Raw genomic sequence first — 15,909 nt, 5'->3', positions numbered from 1 at the left:
ACCCTTTTCAAAGGGTTCCCCCTGGCGGGGTCTGGGGCAGCGCCCCAGCAGCCGGAGGCATCCTCCTCCCGCCCCCAGCCGCACTTGTTTCCCGTGCACGACTTTGGTATTTCTCTGCGATCATTGTGAAATCGATTTGGGAGGGGCATATGGGCAAGGAGCGAAAATACGCCATGGGGACCGAGGCGGTCTGGGGTGGCGAGGAAGGGTTGTTCGAGGGCAACGCCACGCAGGTGCCGGTGGTGCACAGCGTGTCGTTCGGGTACGAGGGCATGGACGAGTGGCTGGACGTGGCTCTGGGCAAGCGGCCGGGGCATATCTATACGCGCAACACCAACCCCACGGTGACGGTGTTCGAGGAGAAGGTCCGGCTGCTGGAGGGCGGCGAGGCGGCCACGAGCGCGTCCTCGGGCATGGGCATCATTTCCAACGCGCTGTTTTCGCTGTTGAAGCCGGGGGACCGGGTGGTTTCGGTCAAGGACACGTACGGCGGCACGAACAGGATGTTCACGGAATTCCTGCCCCGGGTGAACGTGGACGTGACGTTGTGCGACACCACGGACCACGCGGCCATCGAGGCCGAGGTGGCCAAGGGGTGCACGGTGCTCTACCTGGAGACCCCGACCAACCCGACGATCAAGGTGCTGGACATCGAGCGCCTGGCCAGGGCGGGCAAGGCGGTGAGGGCCGTGGTCATGGCGGACAACACCTTCGCCACGCCGGTGAACCAGAACCCGCTGGCCCTGGGCGCGGACCTGGTGCTGCACAGCGCGACCAAGTACCTGGGCGGGCACGCGGACGCCCTGGGCGGGGTGGCCGTGGGCAGCGCCGGGCTGATCAAGACCATCTATTCGTACCGCGAGATCGTGGGCAACGTGCTGGAGCCCATGAGCGCGTATCTGTTGCTGCGCGGCATGAAGACGCTGCACCTGCGCATCGAGCGGCAGAACGCCAACGCCCTGGAGATCGCCCGGTTCCTGGAGGGGCATCCGGGCGTGGAGCAGGTCTTTTATCCGGGGCTTAAATCCCATCCGGGGCACGAGATCGCCCGCAGGCAGATGCGCGGCTTCGGCGGGATGCTCAGCTTCGTGGCCAGGGGCGGGACGTACGCGGACGCCTGCCGGGTGCTGTCCAATTTGAAGTTGGCGCGGCGCGCGGCCAATTTGGGCGCGGTGGAGACCATCGCCGGTCCGCCCGCGACCACGAGCCATGTGGAATGCAGCAAGGAGGAGCGGGCGGCCATGGGCATCCCCGAGAGCCTGATCCGCTATTCCGTGGGCATCGAGGACGTGGAGGATTTGAAGGCCGATCTGGACCGGGCGTTGCGACAGGACGCTTGACGCGAGCCCGCCGAGAGGTGAGAACAAGATATGTTGCTGGACGTGCCCTTTTTGCCCCGCGACGACTACGTCACCTTCCTGCGCGAGCGGTCGGACCGCCTCGCGTCGGTCCATTTCTCGTTGAACGACCCGCGCGTGCCGGACGCCCGGCAGCGGCTGGAGGGGCCGGATATCGAAGGGGCCGTGCGCGGCCTGAACCGATTGCCGGGCGTGGACCGGTTCCTGTTGATGAACGGGCGGCTGCACCGGCCGGAGCGGTATTTCGACCGGACGGGCCTGGACGCGACCGCCGACCTCCTGGAGCGGCTTGTTGACGAGGCCGGGCTGACCGGCGTGATTTTTGCGGACGCGTATTTCCTGCAGGCGCTGTCCGACGCCCGGCCCGGGGTCTGCGAGCGGCTGGAGGCGGTGCCGAGCGTCAACGCCATGCCGGACACGCCCGCCAGGGTCTTCGCCCTGCTGGACATGGTCGCGCAGACCGCGTTCCGGCCGCCGTCGCGGCTGGTGGCGGACCGGGCCTTGAACCGCGACCTGGACGGATTGAGCGCCCTGGCCCACGGGCTGCGCGCCCGACATGCGGACGTGCGCCTGTTCCTGCTGGCCAACGAGGGGTGCCTGTACCAATGCCCGTACAAGCCCGCCCACGACGCGCACATCGCGCTGGTGGTGGAGGGGCTGTGCGGCGACCGGACCTTCGCCCTGAACCGGGACCTCGGCTGCGTGCGGCGCATGCTCGAAGAGCCTGGGCTGATGATCGCCTCGCCGTTCATCCGGCCCGAGGACACGGGCCGCTACGAGGGGCTGGTCCACGGGCTCAAGCTCTGCGGGCGCAACCGGGGCGCGGACTTTCTCCTGCGCGCGGTGGCCGCCTACGCGGAGGGGCATTACGAGGGCAACCTCCTGGACCTGATGGACGCCATGGGCGACCTGGCGGACCGGGTCCACATCCCGAACCACGGGCTGCCCGCCGATTTTTTCGAGCAGGTCACGGCGTGCGACAAGGCGTGCCGGGCCTGCGGCCTGTGCGCGGCCCTGGCCGAACGCATCGCCACCCGCACCGACCCCGGCCTGTCCGGGCTCGGGCGCTGACATCGCCGTTTACCCCGGCCCGTCGAGGATGGCGGGCCGCAATGCATATAAGGAGCACCCGCCATGAAGAAATCCCTCGGTCCCAACACCCTGGCCCAGCCCACCCCAGTCTGGGCGGTGGGGTCCTATGACGAGAACGGCAAGCCCAACGCCATGATCGCGGCCTGGGGCGGCATCTGCGGCTCGGACCCGGCCTGCCTGACCGTGTCCGTGCGCCCGTCGCGCCACACCTACGCGGGCATCCTCAAGCACAAGGCGTTCACCGTGTCCGTGAGCTCGGCCCCGCTGGCCGCCGAGGCGGACTTCCTGGGCATGGCCTCGGGCGACAAGGTGGACAAGTTCGCGGTCACCGGCCTGACCCCGGTCAAGGCCGAATTCGTGGACGCCCCGTACATCGAGGAGTTCCCGCTGGTCATCGAGTGCGAGCTGAAGGAGACCGTGGACCTCAACGTGCACGTCATGTTCGTGGGCGAGATCAAGGACGTGAAGTGCGACGAGGACAAGCTGGCCGACGGCAAGTACCCGGACCCGGAAAAGGTCCTGCCGCTGATCTTCTCCCCCGGCACCCGCGCCTACCACACCGTGGGCGAGAAGATCGGCAGGGGGTTCGATCTGGGCAAGAAATTTCTCAAGAAGGGCTAGCGGATGCGTCGCCCCGGCCTGCCCCCGCTTCGGCTAGCCCTCCTGCTCGCGGCCCTGCTCCTGACCGGCGCGGGGTGCGCCGTGCAACGGGCGGACGCCCCGCTGTTCCTGCCCGCGCAGGACGCCGGGGCGTATCACGGGCTGCCGGGAGACGCTCGACTCATGAGCGCGGAGATCCAGGCCGTGGCCTGGTCGGACTTCCTCCTGCGCCACTTCGATCCCTGGAACCGGACGCAGCCCGCCTACCCGGCGGACAAAGTTTTCTGGGGGCTGACCGACTTTGCCGGGAAACGGCTGTACGGGGAAAACCTGCGGCCGCGCGACCCGGCCTGGCTCGACGCCATGGCCGATGCCTCGCGGGTGGCCGAGTATCCGAGCCTGAACCGGCGGGCCATCGCCGTGGCCAACACGGCCATGCGGGTCCTGCCCACGGGCAAGCCCGCGTTCGACGATCCCCGGCAGGCGGGCGAGGGGTTCCCCTTCGACTATCTGCAGAACTCCCTGGTCCTGGCCGGGACGCCGCTGTACGCCACCCACGAGAGCGCGGACCGCGCCTGGGTGCTGGTGGAGTCGCGCTTCGCCTACGGCTGGGTGCGGAGCGCGGACATCGCCTGGGTGGACGACGACTTTGCCGGGGCCTTCCAGACCGGCGCATACGCGGCAGTGGTCCGGGACGGGGTCTCCCTGGCGGACAAGGACGGCGTGTTCCGCTTCAAGGGGTTCATCGGCACCCTGCTGCCCATCGCCCCCGCAGCCTCCAAGGGAGCGCCCGGCAGCGACCTGACCGTCATGGTCCCGGCCCGCGACGACCGGGGCCGGGCGGTCGTCAAATACGCCCGCGTCTCGCAGGGCGACGCGCAGCCCGCGCCGCTCGCGCCCACGCCGGACAACTTCGCGGCGCTGGCCAACCGCATGCTCGGCGAGCCCTACGGCTGGGGCGGACTGTACACGGACCGGGACTGCTCGGCCACGACCATGGACCTGATGGCCGCGTTCGGGGTCTTCCTGCCGCGCAATTCGAGCCAGCAGGCCAAGCTCGGCTGGGTGGAGCCCCTGGACGGCGAGGACGGCCCGGCCAAGAAGGCGCGGCTGCTCAAGGAGGGCGTGCCGTTCCTGACCCTGGTGCGCAAGCCGGGGCACATCATGCTCTACATCGGTTCGAATGACGGCCAGCCCGTGGTCCTCCAGACCATCTGGGGACTCAAGACCCGAAGCGGCGGGAAAGAGGGACGGCGGATCATCGGCCGGACCGTGATCTCCACCCTGGAGCCGGGGGAGAACCTGCGCGACCTGGCCCGGCCCGACGGCGTGCTCCTGTACTCGGTGCGCTCCTTCAACACCCTGCCCTGATCGGCCCGACCTTTTTTTGACGGCGGGCGCGCGGGCGAACAAAAGCTCCTGTGCAATGGCCTGATTTCCCACGCCTTGGCCCGTTTGGGAACAGGCCGTGCAACGCATGGGGCATGCACGGAACGAAACTCGGCAACATCCTGCTCCTGGGGGCCCTCACCGTCCTGCCCGGCTGCCTGATCGCCAACGCGGCCCTGGGCGTGTTCGGGCTCATGGGTCCGCCCGTGGCCCAGCTGGCCGGAGCGGCTTACACCGTGGCCGAATACTCCTATGAATACGGGGCCCACGACCGCACGCCGGACGAGGTCTTTCTGGCCAAGTTCGACTGGCTCCTGGACACCGGGGACGAACCCGACCCGGCCGCCTTCGCCGGTGCGCTGAGCGCGGCCGTGCCCGGCCCGCAGGTCGAGGACGCGCCGCACGCCACGGTGGTCGTGGCGAGCGCCGGGGACGTGACCGGGCCCATTGCCCGGCCAAAAGCCGACCCCGCCATCAAGCCCGTTTTCGTGGCCGAGACGAAACGGCCCGTGGAGCCGGAAAAGACGGCAACGCCCGTCATGCGGAAAAAGACGGCCGCGCCCGTGAAGCGCGCCGCCGTGGTCCGGGCGGCCGCCGCCAAGGTTCCGGCCCGGCCCGTTGTCCGCAAACCGGCCCAGGCCGCGCCGCCGCCCAAGGCCGTCCCGGTCCACCGGTATACGGCCCACGCGCCGGACCCGCTGCTGGCGCGGCTCGACCGCCTGGAGAACGGACTGGCCCAGGCCGAGGCGCTCTATCTCTCGAACTCGGCCGGCGGCCTGCGCTTGTCCGTGCCCCCGTGCGACGGTGATCCCTGCGCCCAGGGCGTGAACGGGGGAAACTCCTTGCGGCTGCCGGTCATGCGCGGCGTGCCCGGCGCTTCCCGCGCCGCCGTCGCCTTCTCCGCGCGGGCGGGCTGAACCGGTCAACTCGGAAGGCCCTCCACACCTTACCGGAACACGTAGTTGCTGATGTGCCGGTCGCGCTGCTCTCGGATCCACCTGTGCAGATCCTCAGGCAGGGCGCGCCACGAGCCCTTGTCGTCCCGCTTCCAGGCGGGCAGCCCCTTGTCCCTGACCAGTTCCGTGATGTTGCGCGGGTTCTCCCCCACGGCCTCGCAGATGTCCTTGGCCCCTTTCAGACAGATTTCCGACATGCGCGCCACCACCCCTATCCCGTGATCTCGACCTGGAAGGACTGGTCCGCAGCGCAGCTGTCCAGGAACTCCCTGAAGGCCGCGCGGGAATCGAGCACGCCGCGTTCGGGGCCGAGCCGGCCGAACCGGCTGCCGAGCAGGATGCAGCCGTGGGTGTCGCGGGCCACGTTGCCCTGGTGGAAGAGGATGGCCGTGCGGCCGGGCACGTCGACCACCTCGAAGGTCGGGCCGAAGGTGGGCGAATCCACCCTGCGGCAGGTATAGACCCCGGCCGGGATGCAGGACACGCCCACCCGGTTGCCCCGCTCGGGCGGCTCCAGGGTGACGCACTGGACCCGGCCGTCCAGGCGGAGCACGCCGAAGGTCCCTTCCTCGCCTTTCTCCAATCGCATAATATCCACTTTCTTCACGGGTTACTCCTTTGTTTTTGTATTTTGACCAAGCTATTTCGGCAGCATATAGTCACTTGTCTATTTGCTAGTCAACCATTTTCCGCATTTCTCTTTAGACATTTGCCAATTTTCATGTATAAGGGTGCACAACCATTACACAGAAAAGGGGAAGACATGGGATTCACCGAAGATGTGCGCCAGGCGCTCCTCGACCGGATCGGGCCGGGCAAACGGTACCCCAACAACAAGCGGATGGCCGACGAGCTTGGAGTCGATCCGTCGCAGCTCAACCGCTTTCTCAAGCGGGAGCGCGGCCTGAACAGCGACTCCCTGGGGCATATCCTGGACCGCGTGGGAGTGAATCTGGCCTTTTGCGACGAACCGGCGGACGCTGCGCGGGAGGTCTGCTTCCTGCCGCCGGACACGGGCAAGGCCGGACCCGGCGCACCCGAGCCCAGGGCCGACGACTACCTGGCCGTGCCCCTGGCCGCCCCGGCGGTGGCCGCTTCGGCCGGGCTGGTCCCGGAGGGGAACGTGGAGGGCTGGGTCCTGGTCTGGCGGCACCAGGAGTCCATCCGCTTCCGGTCCAACCTGGTGGCAGTGGAAGTGGGCCGGGGCGAGTTGTCCATGGCCCCCACCCTGCACCCCGGGGACATCGTACTGGTGGACCGCGACGACCGCGACCCCTGCCCGGCGGGCAAGATCATGCTCGTCCGCGAACCGGGCGAGGACGGGGTCGTGCACATCCGGCGGGTCAGCACCCGTCGGCTGGACGACGACCTGGAGCTGATCTACTACTCGGACAACAGCCGCGAATACCCGCCCGCCACCTACCGGCTCGGCCGGGACTTCGGCGGCGACATAAACAGGGCCATTGGCGGCAACGTGGTCTGGGCCTGGAGCGACATGACCCGAAAATAGCCACTTTTCCATGCAAGGAGACCCGATGTTGGACTTTCGACACGTTTTCGCGGCCAGCAGGCTCGTTCCGGCCCTGCTTTTCACCCTGACACTGGCCCTGACCCCGGCCACGCCCGCCTCGGCCTCCGGGCCGGACGCGCTGCGCATCGCCGGCCAGCTGGGCAGTGCGGACGCGGGCGAGCGGGCCCTGGGGCTGTCCGCCCTGCGCGAGAACGGCCAGGCGGCCCTGCCCGGCCTGCTCCAGGGGCTTTCCGCCCCGGACGCGGATGTGCGGCGCGGCGCGGTCTACGGGCTGGCCCTGCAACCCGCTCCCGCCCTGGCCCTGGACAGGCAGCTCAAGGCCCTGGGCGACCCGGACCCCACGGTCCGGTTCCTGGCCGCCAACACCCTGGCCCAGCTGGGCGGCCTGGCCGCCCCCGACGCGGCCCGGCTGCTGGCCAGCCCGGACGACAAGGTCCGCGTGGCCGCCTCCCTATGCCTCAGCCGCATGGGCCCGGACGCGGTCCCGGCCCTGGCCGCCATGCTGCGCCGCGACGATCCTCCGGTCCAGGCCAAGGCCGCCTGGCTGCTCGGGGCCATGGGGCCCGAGGCCCTGCCAGCGGCCCCGGCCCTGATCCGGGCGCTCAAGACCCGCGACACGCGCCTGATGCACGTCATCGCCGAGGCCCTGGACCTCATCGGCCCGGACCCGGCCCTGGTCTCCCGGCAAATGGCCCTGCTCGGGACCGAGGGGGTCAACCGGCCGTTCGCGCCCATCGGCTCGGCGGCAGCCCCGGCCCTGGTCAGGCTGCTGACCCGGCCCGGCACCCCCATGGGCCTGATGGCCCTGTACACCCTGGCCCGCATGGGCGCGCAGGCAGAACCCGCCCTTCGCGCCGTCCTGGCCACCGGCACCGACGGGCAGAAGGCGGCCGCCGCCATGCTCCTGACCGGGATCGACCCGGACCTGGCGCACACCCTGCCCGAGGACCTGCGCCGCTCCCTGAGCGGCGCCCTTCACCAAAACTGACACGGAGGCACCATGCCCGAACTCGTTTACGCCCTCATCTGCTCGGACCTGATCATCGACAAGGACTCGAGCTCGACCTCGTTCATCCGGACCATCGAACACGCGGTGGTTCCGGCCTTCCCGGCGACCCTGCCGCCCATCTACTTCGCCAGCCTGTGGGACCTGGAGGGCGCGGGGACCACCCCGTTCTCCATCGCCCTGGACCTGGTCTCGCCCGAAGGCCGGGAGATCACCCTGGGCATGCAGGAGATCACCCCCACCGGGACCATGCTGCACAAGATGAACTTCCAGTTGCCCGGCCTCAAGGTGGAGGGCGAAGGCAAGCACGTCCTGGCCGTTTCCGTGAAGGCCGACGGCGACTGGGAAACCCGCGCGCGGCTTCCCCTCTACGTGTTCAAGAGCCAGGAACAATAGACTCCCGGGACAAACGCTCTGCAAAAGGCCGCGTCATGCATGGTTATACTATGCATGATGCGGCCTTTTACATTATGCACAACACAACTACATTCTGTCTGCAGCCATTTCTGATGCAATACTGTTCAAACTACATATAAAATATGTTTTACAGCAAAACCTTAAATTGTATTTAACTAATTTTTCAAAGTAAAATAGGACATTAGATGCAAAATTAGTCAGTTTTTACTGGACATTTTATTGCTGTATTCTTACTGTTACAACGTTGATTCTATATTTATCGATTGCCAACTGCGCCGCCCTGCCGGGCGGCCGGGCACCAAGGGGGAACCATGCGTCTTGCCGTCATCATCCGGGCCGAACAGAAGGACCTGCCCACGGCCGCCGAGCTCCGCGAGGCGGGCTTTGCCGTGTCCACGGCCCTGGGGCCGGGCCGGGACGTCGGCGCGCCCGGCGGCGCCCCCTGCGACCCGTGCGACGACAAGCCGGACAGCCCCGGGCCGGAGCGGGCCGGGCCGACGTGCCGCCGTCTTCCCGAACGACAAAGACCCTGACGCCGGAAAGGCGTCAGGGTCTTTGTCTGCGTCGCTGTTGCGTAGGCCGGGCTAGAGGATGTCCTCGTACCCCTTGATGGCCTCGTCCACCGGGGCGTCCTCGTGGACGATCCGGTTGAGGACCTCCACCAGCCGGGTGGTGTCGCGGTGCTGGAACACGTTGCGGCCCACGGACAGGCCGGAACCGCCCGCGTCCAGGGAGGTGCGGACCATGTCCAGGAAGTCGCGGGTGGAGTCCATCTTGGCCCCGCCCGCGATCACCACGGGCACGCCCGCGCACTCGACCACGTGGGCGAAGCTCTCGGCGCTGCCGGGGTAGTTGACCTTGACCACGTCCGCGCCCAGCTCCGCGCCCACACGGGCGCAGTGGGCCACGATGGCCGGGTCGAACTCGTCCGGGACCTTGGGGCCGCGCGCGTAGACCATAGCCAGCAGGGGCATGCCCCACTCCGAGGCAGACGCGGCCACCCGGCCCAGGTCCATGAGCATCTGGCCCTCGGTCTCGTCGCCCAGGTTGACGTGCACGCTGACCGCGTCCGCGCCGAGGCGGATGGCCTCCTCCACGGTGGTCACCAGCCGCTTCACGTTGGGGAACGGGGACAGGCAGGTGCCCGCGGACAGGTGGACGATGCAGCCGAAATCGCGGCCCTGCATGCGGTGGCCGAGCTTGACCTGACCCTTGTGCACCAGGCCCGCGTTGGCCCCGCCAGCCACCAGGTTGGTGACCGTGTCGCGCATTTTCTCGAGCCCGGCGATGGGTCCCACGGTCACGCCGTGGTCCATGGGCACGATGATGGTCCGCATGGTGTTGCGGTTGAAAATCCTTTCCAGACGGATGGCCTTTCCGATATGCATGGTATCACCTCTCTCCTGGTGGTTGCGGTCTGTCCGATGCCTGGGTTCACATAATACAGTCCGGGCCAAGAAGAAAGCGGAATTCCCCCGCCCGGGCTCCGGTTTTCGGCTCCTTTTTGTGCGGAGTTGTTGACGAATGCCTTTCCAGGACCTATGCTTGGTACCGTGCCGTTTCCCTGCGAACCGCCATGAACGATCCGATTGCCTGCCAAAGGGGACACAGATGACCGACGAGAAGACTTATGAATCCGTCTTCGTGGCCCGCCAGCCCATATTCGACGCCCAGAACGAAACCTGGGGCTACATGATGCTCTTCCGCGACAGCGAAGACGCAGACCGCGCCGTATTCACCGATAATTCCGAGGCGACCATGAGCCTCGTGTCCAACCTCCCGCTGTGCGACACGCCGCAGAACAGCAAGACCCGGTTCCTGATCCACTTCACGCCCGAAGCCGTGATCCGGGGCATTCCCCACGCCATTCCCTGGGACAACACGGTCATCATCCTGGAGGAGCTCGAAGACCCGGACGAGGCCTTGATCGTGGCCCTGGGCGACCTGATGCTCGACGGTTACGAGCTGGCCCTGAACAACTTCGAGGGCAAGCCCGGCTGCGAGCGGCTGGCCGAACTGGCCGACACCCTGCTCATCGACGTGGAGGGCAAGGACCAGGCCGAGCTCGACACCATCGTCACCCGCGCCAAGAAATTCGGCGTGACCCGCATCATCGCCAAGCGGGTGGAGAACGTGGCGGACCTGGAAAAGGCCCGGAACGCGGGCTTCCACCTCTTCCACGGCTTCTTCTTCAAGCGCCCCCAGATCGAATCCGGGCGCAAGATCAGTTCGGCCAAGGCCACCCGGCTCAAGCTCTTCGAGATCATCGAGAAGGAGGAGCCCAACTTCGACGCCCTGGCCCCGGCCATCGAAGCGGACGTGGCCATCAGCTACCGGCTGCTCAATTTCCTCAACTCCGCCAACTTCAGCTTCGCCACCAAGGTGACCTCCATCAAGCAGGCCGTGGTCCTGACCGGGTGGAAGCCCATCCGCAACTGGCTGAGGCTGATCATCCTGACCGACCTGACCCCGTCGGAAAAGACCCTGGAGCTGGCCTACATCTCGGCCCACCGGGCCAAGCTCTTCGAGACCGCCGCCCTGGGCAGCGGGTACGAGGAGGACTCCGACACCCTGTTCATCGTCGGCCTCTTCTCCCTGCTCGACGCCATGCTCGACACGGACATGAAGGAGATCACCAACCACCTGCCCGTGGACGACGAGGTCAAGGCCACCCTGTGCGGCAAGAAGACCCGGTTCACCCCGTGGCTCGACCTGGCCAAGGCCATCGAGGCCTCGGACTGGGACGAGGTCGGCCAGCGCGCGGCGGCCCTGAACCTGCTGCCCGGCACCGTGGCCGTCAGCTACCAGCACGCCTTCACCTGGGCCGACGCCTTCTTCTCCTCCAAGCCCTGCGCCGACTAGCCCCGGCCCATGGTCCTGTCCCGGCGCGCGTTCCTGACCCTGCTGGCCGGGACCGGCGCGCTCGCGCCCGCCGTCCATGCGGCCCCGTCTCCGCCCGAAGGGACCTTCGCCCTGGCGGGCGCCGTGTATCCCGGCCGGGGAGCGCCACTGCCCGGCCACGCCGTGCTCGTCCGCGCGGGCCGCATCGAAGGGGTGGTCCCGGCCCATGTCGTGGCCGACCGCCCGGTGGTCACCCTGGATGGCGGGTCCGTCCTCCCCGGCGTGATCAACACCCACTGCCACAACCTGCACACCGCCTTTGAACGGCGCGAGCGCTGGCTCGTCCACGGCGTGACCGCCGTCGGCGACGCGGCCTCGCCGCTCGAGTTCCTGCCCGCGCTCCTCGCCTCGCCTCCCGGCCGGACGGCCACGGCCTCGGCCTGCGGGCCCATGCTCTGCCCGCCCGGCGGCTATCCCCTGCCCGTGCACAGCCCGGAGCACGCCCTGGTCGTCGCCTCGCCAAGGGAAGGCGCGGACGCGGTCAAACGGCTGGCCGCCCTGGGCGCAACGCGCATCAAGATCGCCTTCGAGCCGGGCATCCTGCCCGGGCCGTGGCCCCGGTTCGACCCGGCCACGGCAAAGGCCATCTGCGGCGCGGCGCACCGCCTCGGGCTGGCCGTGCGCTGCCACGTGGAGGACCTGTCCGGCCTGGAGCCCGCCCTGGACGCCGGGGTGGAGTTCGTGGAGCACGTCCCCCTACCGCTGGCACGACCACGGGGCCATCCGGCCCGTGCTCGGCCCGGACAACGCGCTCGTACCCCATTACCAACGCCTGCTCGAACGCATGGCCCGCGACGGGGTGATCATGACCCCGACCCTGGACGTGTTCACCCGCACGCCGTGGAACGGCCCGGCCCTGTTCGAGCCGGTGCGCGCCTTCCACGCCCTGGGCGGACGGATCGCGCTCGGCAACGACTTCCCCTACCGGCGCACGGACGCGGGCATGCCGGTGCGCGAGATGCGCCTGCTGGCCCGGGCCGGGCTGGACGAACTCGCCGTGCTCGAGGCGGCCACGGCCACGGCGGCGGACGTCTGCGGATTCGGGGACCGGGGGAGGATCGCGCCGGGCATGGCCGCCGACCTGCTCATGGTGCGCGGTGCGCCCACGCCGGACGCGCTGCAAGACCCCGTGCGCGTCGTCAAGGACGGGGTGTTTATCCGCTGAATTTTCGGGAGATCAGAGCCGCCGGGCGGACTCGGCCTTGAGCGGGGTCATGCCCGCCAGGGCCCGGTCGATGTCGTCCAGGGCCGCCTGTTTGCCCGAGGGCAGGCGGACCTTGAGCGGCAGGTAGTTGGAGGCGTGGTTGGCCAGGAACAGGCCGCGCGTCAGTTCGGTGCCCGCCAGCATCTCACGCAGTTCCCGCAGGATGCCGCGCGCGTCGGGGATCTCGAATTCGCCGCGTTCGCAGCGCTCAAACAGCGGGGTGCCGGGCACGAGCATGAGGCTGAGCGCGCCCACCTGGTCCGGGTCCATGCGCGTCAGGGCGCGGGCCGTGGCGCGCGCGTGCTCCATGGACCGCTCCACCCCGCCCAGGCCGTTGATGACCGTAACGTTGAGCTTGAACCCGGCCGCCCTGGCGCGCCGTCCCTGCGCCACGATGAAGGCCGCGTCCCCGTTCTTGCCCATCTCCCGGAGGATGGCGTCGTCGCCGGACTCCAGCCCCATGTAGACGATGCCCAGCCCCAGTTCACGCAGTTCGGCGAGCTGCGCGTCGGACTTGCGCTTCAGGCTCTTGGCGTTGGCGTAGGCGCCCACCCTGGTGACCCACGGAAGGTGTTCGCGGATGAGCGACAGGATGTCCGTCAGCCGCTCCTGGGGCAGGATCATGGCGTCCCCGTCGCACAGGAATATCCGCCGCTGGTCGCGAAAGTGGCGGGCGGCGTACAGGATATCCTCCAGCACGGTCTCGCGCGACTTGATGCCGAACCGCTTGCCCAGGTACGCGCCGCAAAAGGCGCACCGGCCGTGGGAGCACCCCAGGGTGACCTGGAGCAGAACGGACCCGGCCTCGCTCGGCGGCCGTATGATCATGCCCTGATAATCCATGCGCGCCCTCCTCGGAACGGGCCCCCACGATACGGCAACGCCGGGAAATGGCAAGCCGTGCCGGCATAGAGATTTATAATGATCGGACAGGGGTTTCCCGTTGACCTGCCCGTCCGGGTTTTTTACTACATAGTCAAGAGTGAACCTATCGAATCCACGGACAGCATGCCCTTCGACAAAAAACCCGCACGACCCACTTCCTACGTGGCCCTGGACGAGACATCCAGGGCCCTGATGGACTCCTCCGTGGAGTCCGCCTTCGTCATGGACGTGAGCGGATACGTGCTGGCCGCCAACGAGGCGGCGGCCAAGCTGTTCGACCTCAAGCCGGGCCAGAGCCTGCAACGCTCCAACATCTACGACCTCCTGCCCGCCGACGCCGCCGACTCCCGCCGGGCCAAGATCGCCGAGGCAATCGAGAGCGTGCGGGCCGTGCGCTTCGAGGAGGAGATCGGCGGCCGCTCCCTGGTCCACTCCATCGTGCCCGTGGCCAACCCCTGGGGCGAGGTCAACCGCCTGGCCGTGCACACCCTGGACCTGACCAAGCTGAGGCGCACCGACGAGGACCTGCGCCGCGAACAGCAGCGCCAGATCTTCTTCATGGAATCCCTGCCCGGCATCGTCTACCATCTCTACCCGGACCAGACCATCCGCTACGCCAACCGCTATTTCCGGCGGTATTTCGGCAGCCCCAAGAACCGCAACTGCCGCGACGCCCTGAACTGCTCGGGGACCACCTGCTCCCTGTGCCCGCCCATGGAGGCCATGAACACCGACCGGGCCGTGGAATGGGACTGGACCGACAACCAGGGGCGGACCTTCCACCTGCAGTGCAGCCCCATGACCGACTCCAACGGCGAACGCATGATCATGGTGCTGGGCATCGACATCACCGCCAGGCAGCGGGCCGAGGACGCCCTGAAAAAGGCCCGCGACAAGCTGGAGGACCGCGTCCGGCAGCGCACCGAGGAGCTGGAAAAGGCCAACCTGGAGCTGACCAGCAAGTCCCAGCGTCTGGTCACCGCCATGGAAAAGGCCGACGCGGCCACTAGGGCCAAGTCCTCGTTCCTGGCGAACATGAGTCACGAGATCCGCACCCCGCTCAACGCCATCCTGGGCATGTCCGAACTGGCCCTGTCCATCGGCGACCAGGAGCGCAAGGACCGCTACCTGCGCCGGGTCATGGAGGCGGGCAACTCGCTCCTGTCCGTGATCAACGACATCCTCGACTTCTCCAAGATCGAGGCCTCCCGGCTGACCCTGGAATCCATCGATTTCGACCTGCGCCGGGTCCTCAACGGGGCCCTGGACCTGCACCTCATCGCAGCCGGGGAAAAGGGCCTCAAGCTGCGCGCGCGGGTGGCCGAAGACGTGCCTCCGGCCCTGGTGGGCGACCCCTCGCGGCTGCGCCAGATCATCATCAACCTGGTGGGCAACGCCATCAAGTTCACCGAGACCGGCGGGGTGACCGTGGCCGTCCGGCCCGCCGCGCCGGCCGACGACCTCAAGCCCGGCGACCCGGTCACCCTGATCTTCTCCGTGACCGACACCGGCGTGGGCATCCCGGAACACAAGCAGCGGGACATCTTCCAGTCCTTTCTCCAGGCCGACGACTCCATCACCCGCAAATACGGCGGCACCGGCCTGGGACTGGCCATCTGCCAGCTCCTGGTCGGACTCATGGGCGGCGAACTCTCCCTGGAAAGCCAGGAGGGGAAGGGCAGCACCTTCACCTTCACCACCGACCTCAAGGTCGGCGACCCCGCCGCCGTGGAGCGGGAACGGCTGGAAGCCGAGACCCCGCCCCCGGACGTCACCCCCATGACCGTGCTCCTGGCCGACGACAACCCGCTCAACCGCGAACTGGCCACCACCCTGCTCAGCGAACAGGGCCACCGGGTCCTGGCCGTGAAGAACGGCATCGAGGCCCTCAACGCCCTGCGCGAGGCCCCCTTCGACCTGGTGCTCATGGACGTCCAGATGCCCATCATGGACGGCGTCTCGGCCACCCGCGCCATCCGCGACCCCAACTCCGGCGCGCTGAACCCGAACATCCCCATCATCGCCCTGACCGCCCACGCCCTCAAGGGCGACCGCGAACGGTTCCTGGACGCGGGCATGGACGACTACATCGGCAAGCCCATCAAGATGCGGGACTTCTACAACACCATCGCCAGGGCCATGAACGGCCGCTCCCATGTCCTCCCGGACCCCATGGAGGAGCAATACGCCCCTGCCCCGCCGGGCAAGCCCTTTGACCGCGAAAGCGCCCTGGAAATGCTCGGCGGCAAACAGGCCCTCCTGAACCGCATGGACGAAATTTTTCTGCGCGACGTGCCCGGCGAGCTCAAGGAACTGGTCGACCACTTCACCGGCCGCGACTGGAAAAATGCCAAACGGCTGGCCCACTCGATCAAGAGCTCGGCCCGCACCGTGGGCGCGCACCGGCTCGGCGCCATCGCCGAGCAGATGGAATACCTCTGCCGCCAGGAGGACGTCGCTTCCGCCGAAAAAGAATTGAAAATCCTTGAATCCGACGTCCGGTCCGCGCTAGACTACCTAACCGGTATTCGGGAAGAGGCAGCGGACTCCCTCCCTGAAACCTAAAGGAG

At 68.0% G+C, this 15,909-nt stretch carries 16 protein-coding genes; 12 read left to right on the top strand and 4 right to left on the bottom strand.

The genetic code is table 11. The annotated features are described in order from the left end of the window. Positions 1-149 precede the first annotated feature (149 nt). The 5 genes from AB6M95_RS10365 to AB6M95_RS10345 all read left to right on the top strand — a co-directional run bounded on the left by AB6M95_RS10365 (position 150) and on the right by AB6M95_RS10345 (position 5,356). Positions 150-1,340 carry a cystathionine gamma-synthase family protein gene (locus tag AB6M95_RS10365; protein ID WP_371386673.1) on the top strand — a complete coding sequence of 397 codons (1,191 nt, stop codon included), beginning with the start codon at positions 150-152 and terminating at the stop codon, positions 1,338-1,340. A 30-nt stretch (positions 1,341-1,370) separates the two neighbouring features. Continuing rightward, positions 1,371-2,429 (top strand): hypothetical protein, encoded by a 1,059-nt coding sequence (locus AB6M95_RS10360; RefSeq protein WP_371386672.1) that lies wholly within the window; start codon positions 1,371-1,373, stop codon positions 2,427-2,429. A 63-nt stretch (positions 2,430-2,492) separates the two neighbouring features. Beyond that, complete coding sequence (locus AB6M95_RS10355) at positions 2,493-3,071, top strand: flavin reductase family protein (protein WP_371386671.1); 579 nt, start codon at positions 2,493-2,495, stop codon at positions 3,069-3,071. Between the two features lie 3 nt (positions 3,072-3,074). Continuing rightward, entirely contained in the window at positions 3,075-4,421 is a 1,347-nt protein-coding gene (locus AB6M95_RS10350) for an SH3 domain-containing protein (protein ID WP_371386670.1), read from the top strand. Between the two features lie 113 nt (positions 4,422-4,534). Continuing rightward, positions 4,535-5,356 carry a hypothetical protein gene (locus tag AB6M95_RS10345; RefSeq protein WP_371386669.1) on the top strand — a complete coding sequence of 274 codons (822 nt, stop codon included), beginning with the start codon at positions 4,535-4,537 and terminating at the stop codon, positions 5,354-5,356. Positions 5,357-5,385: 29 nt separating this feature from the next. Here AB6M95_RS10345 and AB6M95_RS10340 read toward each other — a convergent pair whose 3' ends face one another. Together AB6M95_RS10340 and AB6M95_RS10335 are read right to left on the bottom strand one after the other, a co-directional pair. Continuing rightward, positions 5,386-5,592 carry a helix-turn-helix domain-containing protein gene (locus AB6M95_RS10340; RefSeq protein ID WP_371386668.1) on the bottom strand — a complete coding sequence of 69 codons (207 nt, stop codon included), beginning with the start codon at positions 5,590-5,592 and terminating at the stop codon, positions 5,386-5,388. A 14-nt stretch (positions 5,593-5,606) separates the two neighbouring features. Continuing rightward, on the bottom strand, positions 5,607-5,984 hold the full coding sequence (locus AB6M95_RS10335) for a DUF5675 family protein (RefSeq protein WP_371386667.1): 378 nt from the start codon (positions 5,982-5,984) through the stop codon (positions 5,607-5,609). Between the two features lie 174 nt (positions 5,985-6,158). On the opposite strand from AB6M95_RS10335, the gene AB6M95_RS10330 reads away from it, so the two are divergent. The 4 genes from AB6M95_RS10330 to AB6M95_RS10315 all read left to right on the top strand — a co-directional run bounded on the left by AB6M95_RS10330 (position 6,159) and on the right by AB6M95_RS10315 (position 8,882). Next, entirely contained in the window at positions 6,159-6,905 is a 747-nt protein-coding gene (locus tag AB6M95_RS10330) for a S24 family peptidase (RefSeq protein WP_371386666.1), read from the top strand. A 25-nt stretch (positions 6,906-6,930) separates the two neighbouring features. Then, positions 6,931-7,914, top strand: coding sequence for a HEAT repeat domain-containing protein (locus tag AB6M95_RS10325; protein ID WP_371386665.1), 984 nt, complete (start codon positions 6,931-6,933; stop codon positions 7,912-7,914). A gap of 12 nt (positions 7,915-7,926) precedes the next feature. After that, a complete protein-coding gene (locus AB6M95_RS10320; RefSeq protein WP_371386664.1) occupies positions 7,927-8,328 on the top strand; it encodes a DUF6941 family protein in 402 nt (133 codons plus the stop codon). Positions 8,329-8,660: 332 nt separating this feature from the next. Then, positions 8,661-8,882 (top strand): hypothetical protein, encoded by a 222-nt coding sequence (locus AB6M95_RS10315; protein WP_371386663.1) that lies wholly within the window; start codon positions 8,661-8,663, stop codon positions 8,880-8,882. A gap of 51 nt (positions 8,883-8,933) precedes the next feature. On the opposite strand, the gene AB6M95_RS10310 is transcribed toward AB6M95_RS10315, so the two are convergent. Beyond that, on the bottom strand, positions 8,934-9,737 hold the full coding sequence (locus AB6M95_RS10310; RefSeq protein ID WP_371386661.1) for a 2-amino-3,7-dideoxy-D-threo-hept-6-ulosonate synthase: 804 nt from the start codon (positions 9,735-9,737) through the stop codon (positions 8,934-8,936). A 223-nt stretch (positions 9,738-9,960) separates the two neighbouring features. Between AB6M95_RS10310 and AB6M95_RS10305 the strand changes: the two genes are divergently transcribed. Together AB6M95_RS10305 and AB6M95_RS10300 are read left to right on the top strand one after the other, a co-directional pair. Next, on the top strand, positions 9,961-11,211 hold the full coding sequence (locus AB6M95_RS10305) for an EAL and HDOD domain-containing protein (RefSeq protein WP_371386660.1): 1,251 nt from the start codon (positions 9,961-9,963) through the stop codon (positions 11,209-11,211). Positions 11,212-11,980: 769 nt separating this feature from the next. Next, entirely contained in the window at positions 11,981-12,415 is a 435-nt protein-coding gene (locus tag AB6M95_RS10300) for an amidohydrolase family protein (RefSeq protein ID WP_371386659.1), read from the top strand. A gap of 12 nt (positions 12,416-12,427) precedes the next feature. Here AB6M95_RS10300 and AB6M95_RS10295 read toward each other — a convergent pair whose 3' ends face one another. After that, entirely contained in the window at positions 12,428-13,297 is an 870-nt protein-coding gene (locus tag AB6M95_RS10295) for a radical SAM protein (protein WP_371386658.1), read from the bottom strand. Between the two features lie 165 nt (positions 13,298-13,462). On the opposite strand from AB6M95_RS10295, the gene AB6M95_RS10290 reads away from it, so the two are divergent. Then, a complete protein-coding gene (locus tag AB6M95_RS10290) occupies positions 13,463-15,904 on the top strand; it encodes a PAS domain-containing hybrid sensor histidine kinase/response regulator (RefSeq protein ID WP_371386657.1) in 2,442 nt (813 codons plus the stop codon). Positions 15,905-15,909 lie beyond the last annotated feature (5 nt).

Origin of the sequence: Pseudodesulfovibrio karagichevae (assembly GCF_041414475.1) — a bacterium.
GTDB lineage: Bacteria > Desulfobacterota > Desulfovibrionia > Desulfovibrionales > Desulfovibrionaceae > Pseudodesulfovibrio > Pseudodesulfovibrio karagichevae.
This window is presented reverse-complemented; position numbering and strand designations above follow the sequence as displayed.

What these genes read in the sequence shown, in the direction of transcription:
- AB6M95_RS10330 (WP_371386666.1), top strand. Translation starts at nt 6,159, where the DNA reads ATGGGATTCACCGAAGATGTGCGCCAGGCGCTCCTCGACCGGATCGGG.
- AB6M95_RS10365 (WP_371386673.1), top strand. Translation starts at nt 150, where the DNA reads ATGGGCAAGGAGCGAAAATACGCCATGGGGACCGAGGCGGTCTGGGGT.
- AB6M95_RS10345 (WP_371386669.1), top strand. Translation starts at nt 4,535, where the DNA reads ATGCACGGAACGAAACTCGGCAACATCCTGCTCCTGGGGGCCCTCACC.
- AB6M95_RS10290 (WP_371386657.1), top strand. Translation starts at nt 13,463, where the DNA reads ATGCCCTTCGACAAAAAACCCGCACGACCCACTTCCTACGTGGCCCTG.
- AB6M95_RS10305 (WP_371386660.1), top strand. Translation starts at nt 9,961, where the DNA reads ATGACCGACGAGAAGACTTATGAATCCGTCTTCGTGGCCCGCCAGCCC.
- AB6M95_RS10295 (WP_371386658.1), bottom strand. Translation starts at nt 13,297, where the DNA reads ATGGATTATCAGGGCATGATCATACGGCCGCCGAGCGAGGCCGGGTCC.
- AB6M95_RS10320 (WP_371386664.1), top strand. Translation starts at nt 7,927, where the DNA reads ATGCCCGAACTCGTTTACGCCCTCATCTGCTCGGACCTGATCATCGAC.
- AB6M95_RS10315 (WP_371386663.1), top strand. Translation starts at nt 8,661, where the DNA reads ATGCGTCTTGCCGTCATCATCCGGGCCGAACAGAAGGACCTGCCCACG.
- AB6M95_RS10310 (WP_371386661.1), bottom strand. Translation starts at nt 9,737, where the DNA reads ATGCATATCGGAAAGGCCATCCGTCTGGAAAGGATTTTCAACCGCAAC.
- AB6M95_RS10335 (WP_371386667.1), bottom strand. Translation starts at nt 5,984, where the DNA reads ATGCGATTGGAGAAAGGCGAGGAAGGGACCTTCGGCGTGCTCCGCCTG.
- AB6M95_RS10350 (WP_371386670.1), top strand. Translation starts at nt 3,075, where the DNA reads ATGCGTCGCCCCGGCCTGCCCCCGCTTCGGCTAGCCCTCCTGCTCGCG.
- AB6M95_RS10340 (WP_371386668.1), bottom strand. Translation starts at nt 5,592, where the DNA reads ATGTCGGAAATCTGTCTGAAAGGGGCCAAGGACATCTGCGAGGCCGTG.
- AB6M95_RS10355 (WP_371386671.1), top strand. Translation starts at nt 2,493, where the DNA reads ATGAAGAAATCCCTCGGTCCCAACACCCTGGCCCAGCCCACCCCAGTC.
- AB6M95_RS10325 (WP_371386665.1), top strand. Translation starts at nt 6,931, where the DNA reads ATGTTGGACTTTCGACACGTTTTCGCGGCCAGCAGGCTCGTTCCGGCC.
- AB6M95_RS10360 (WP_371386672.1), top strand. Translation starts at nt 1,371, where the DNA reads ATGTTGCTGGACGTGCCCTTTTTGCCCCGCGACGACTACGTCACCTTC.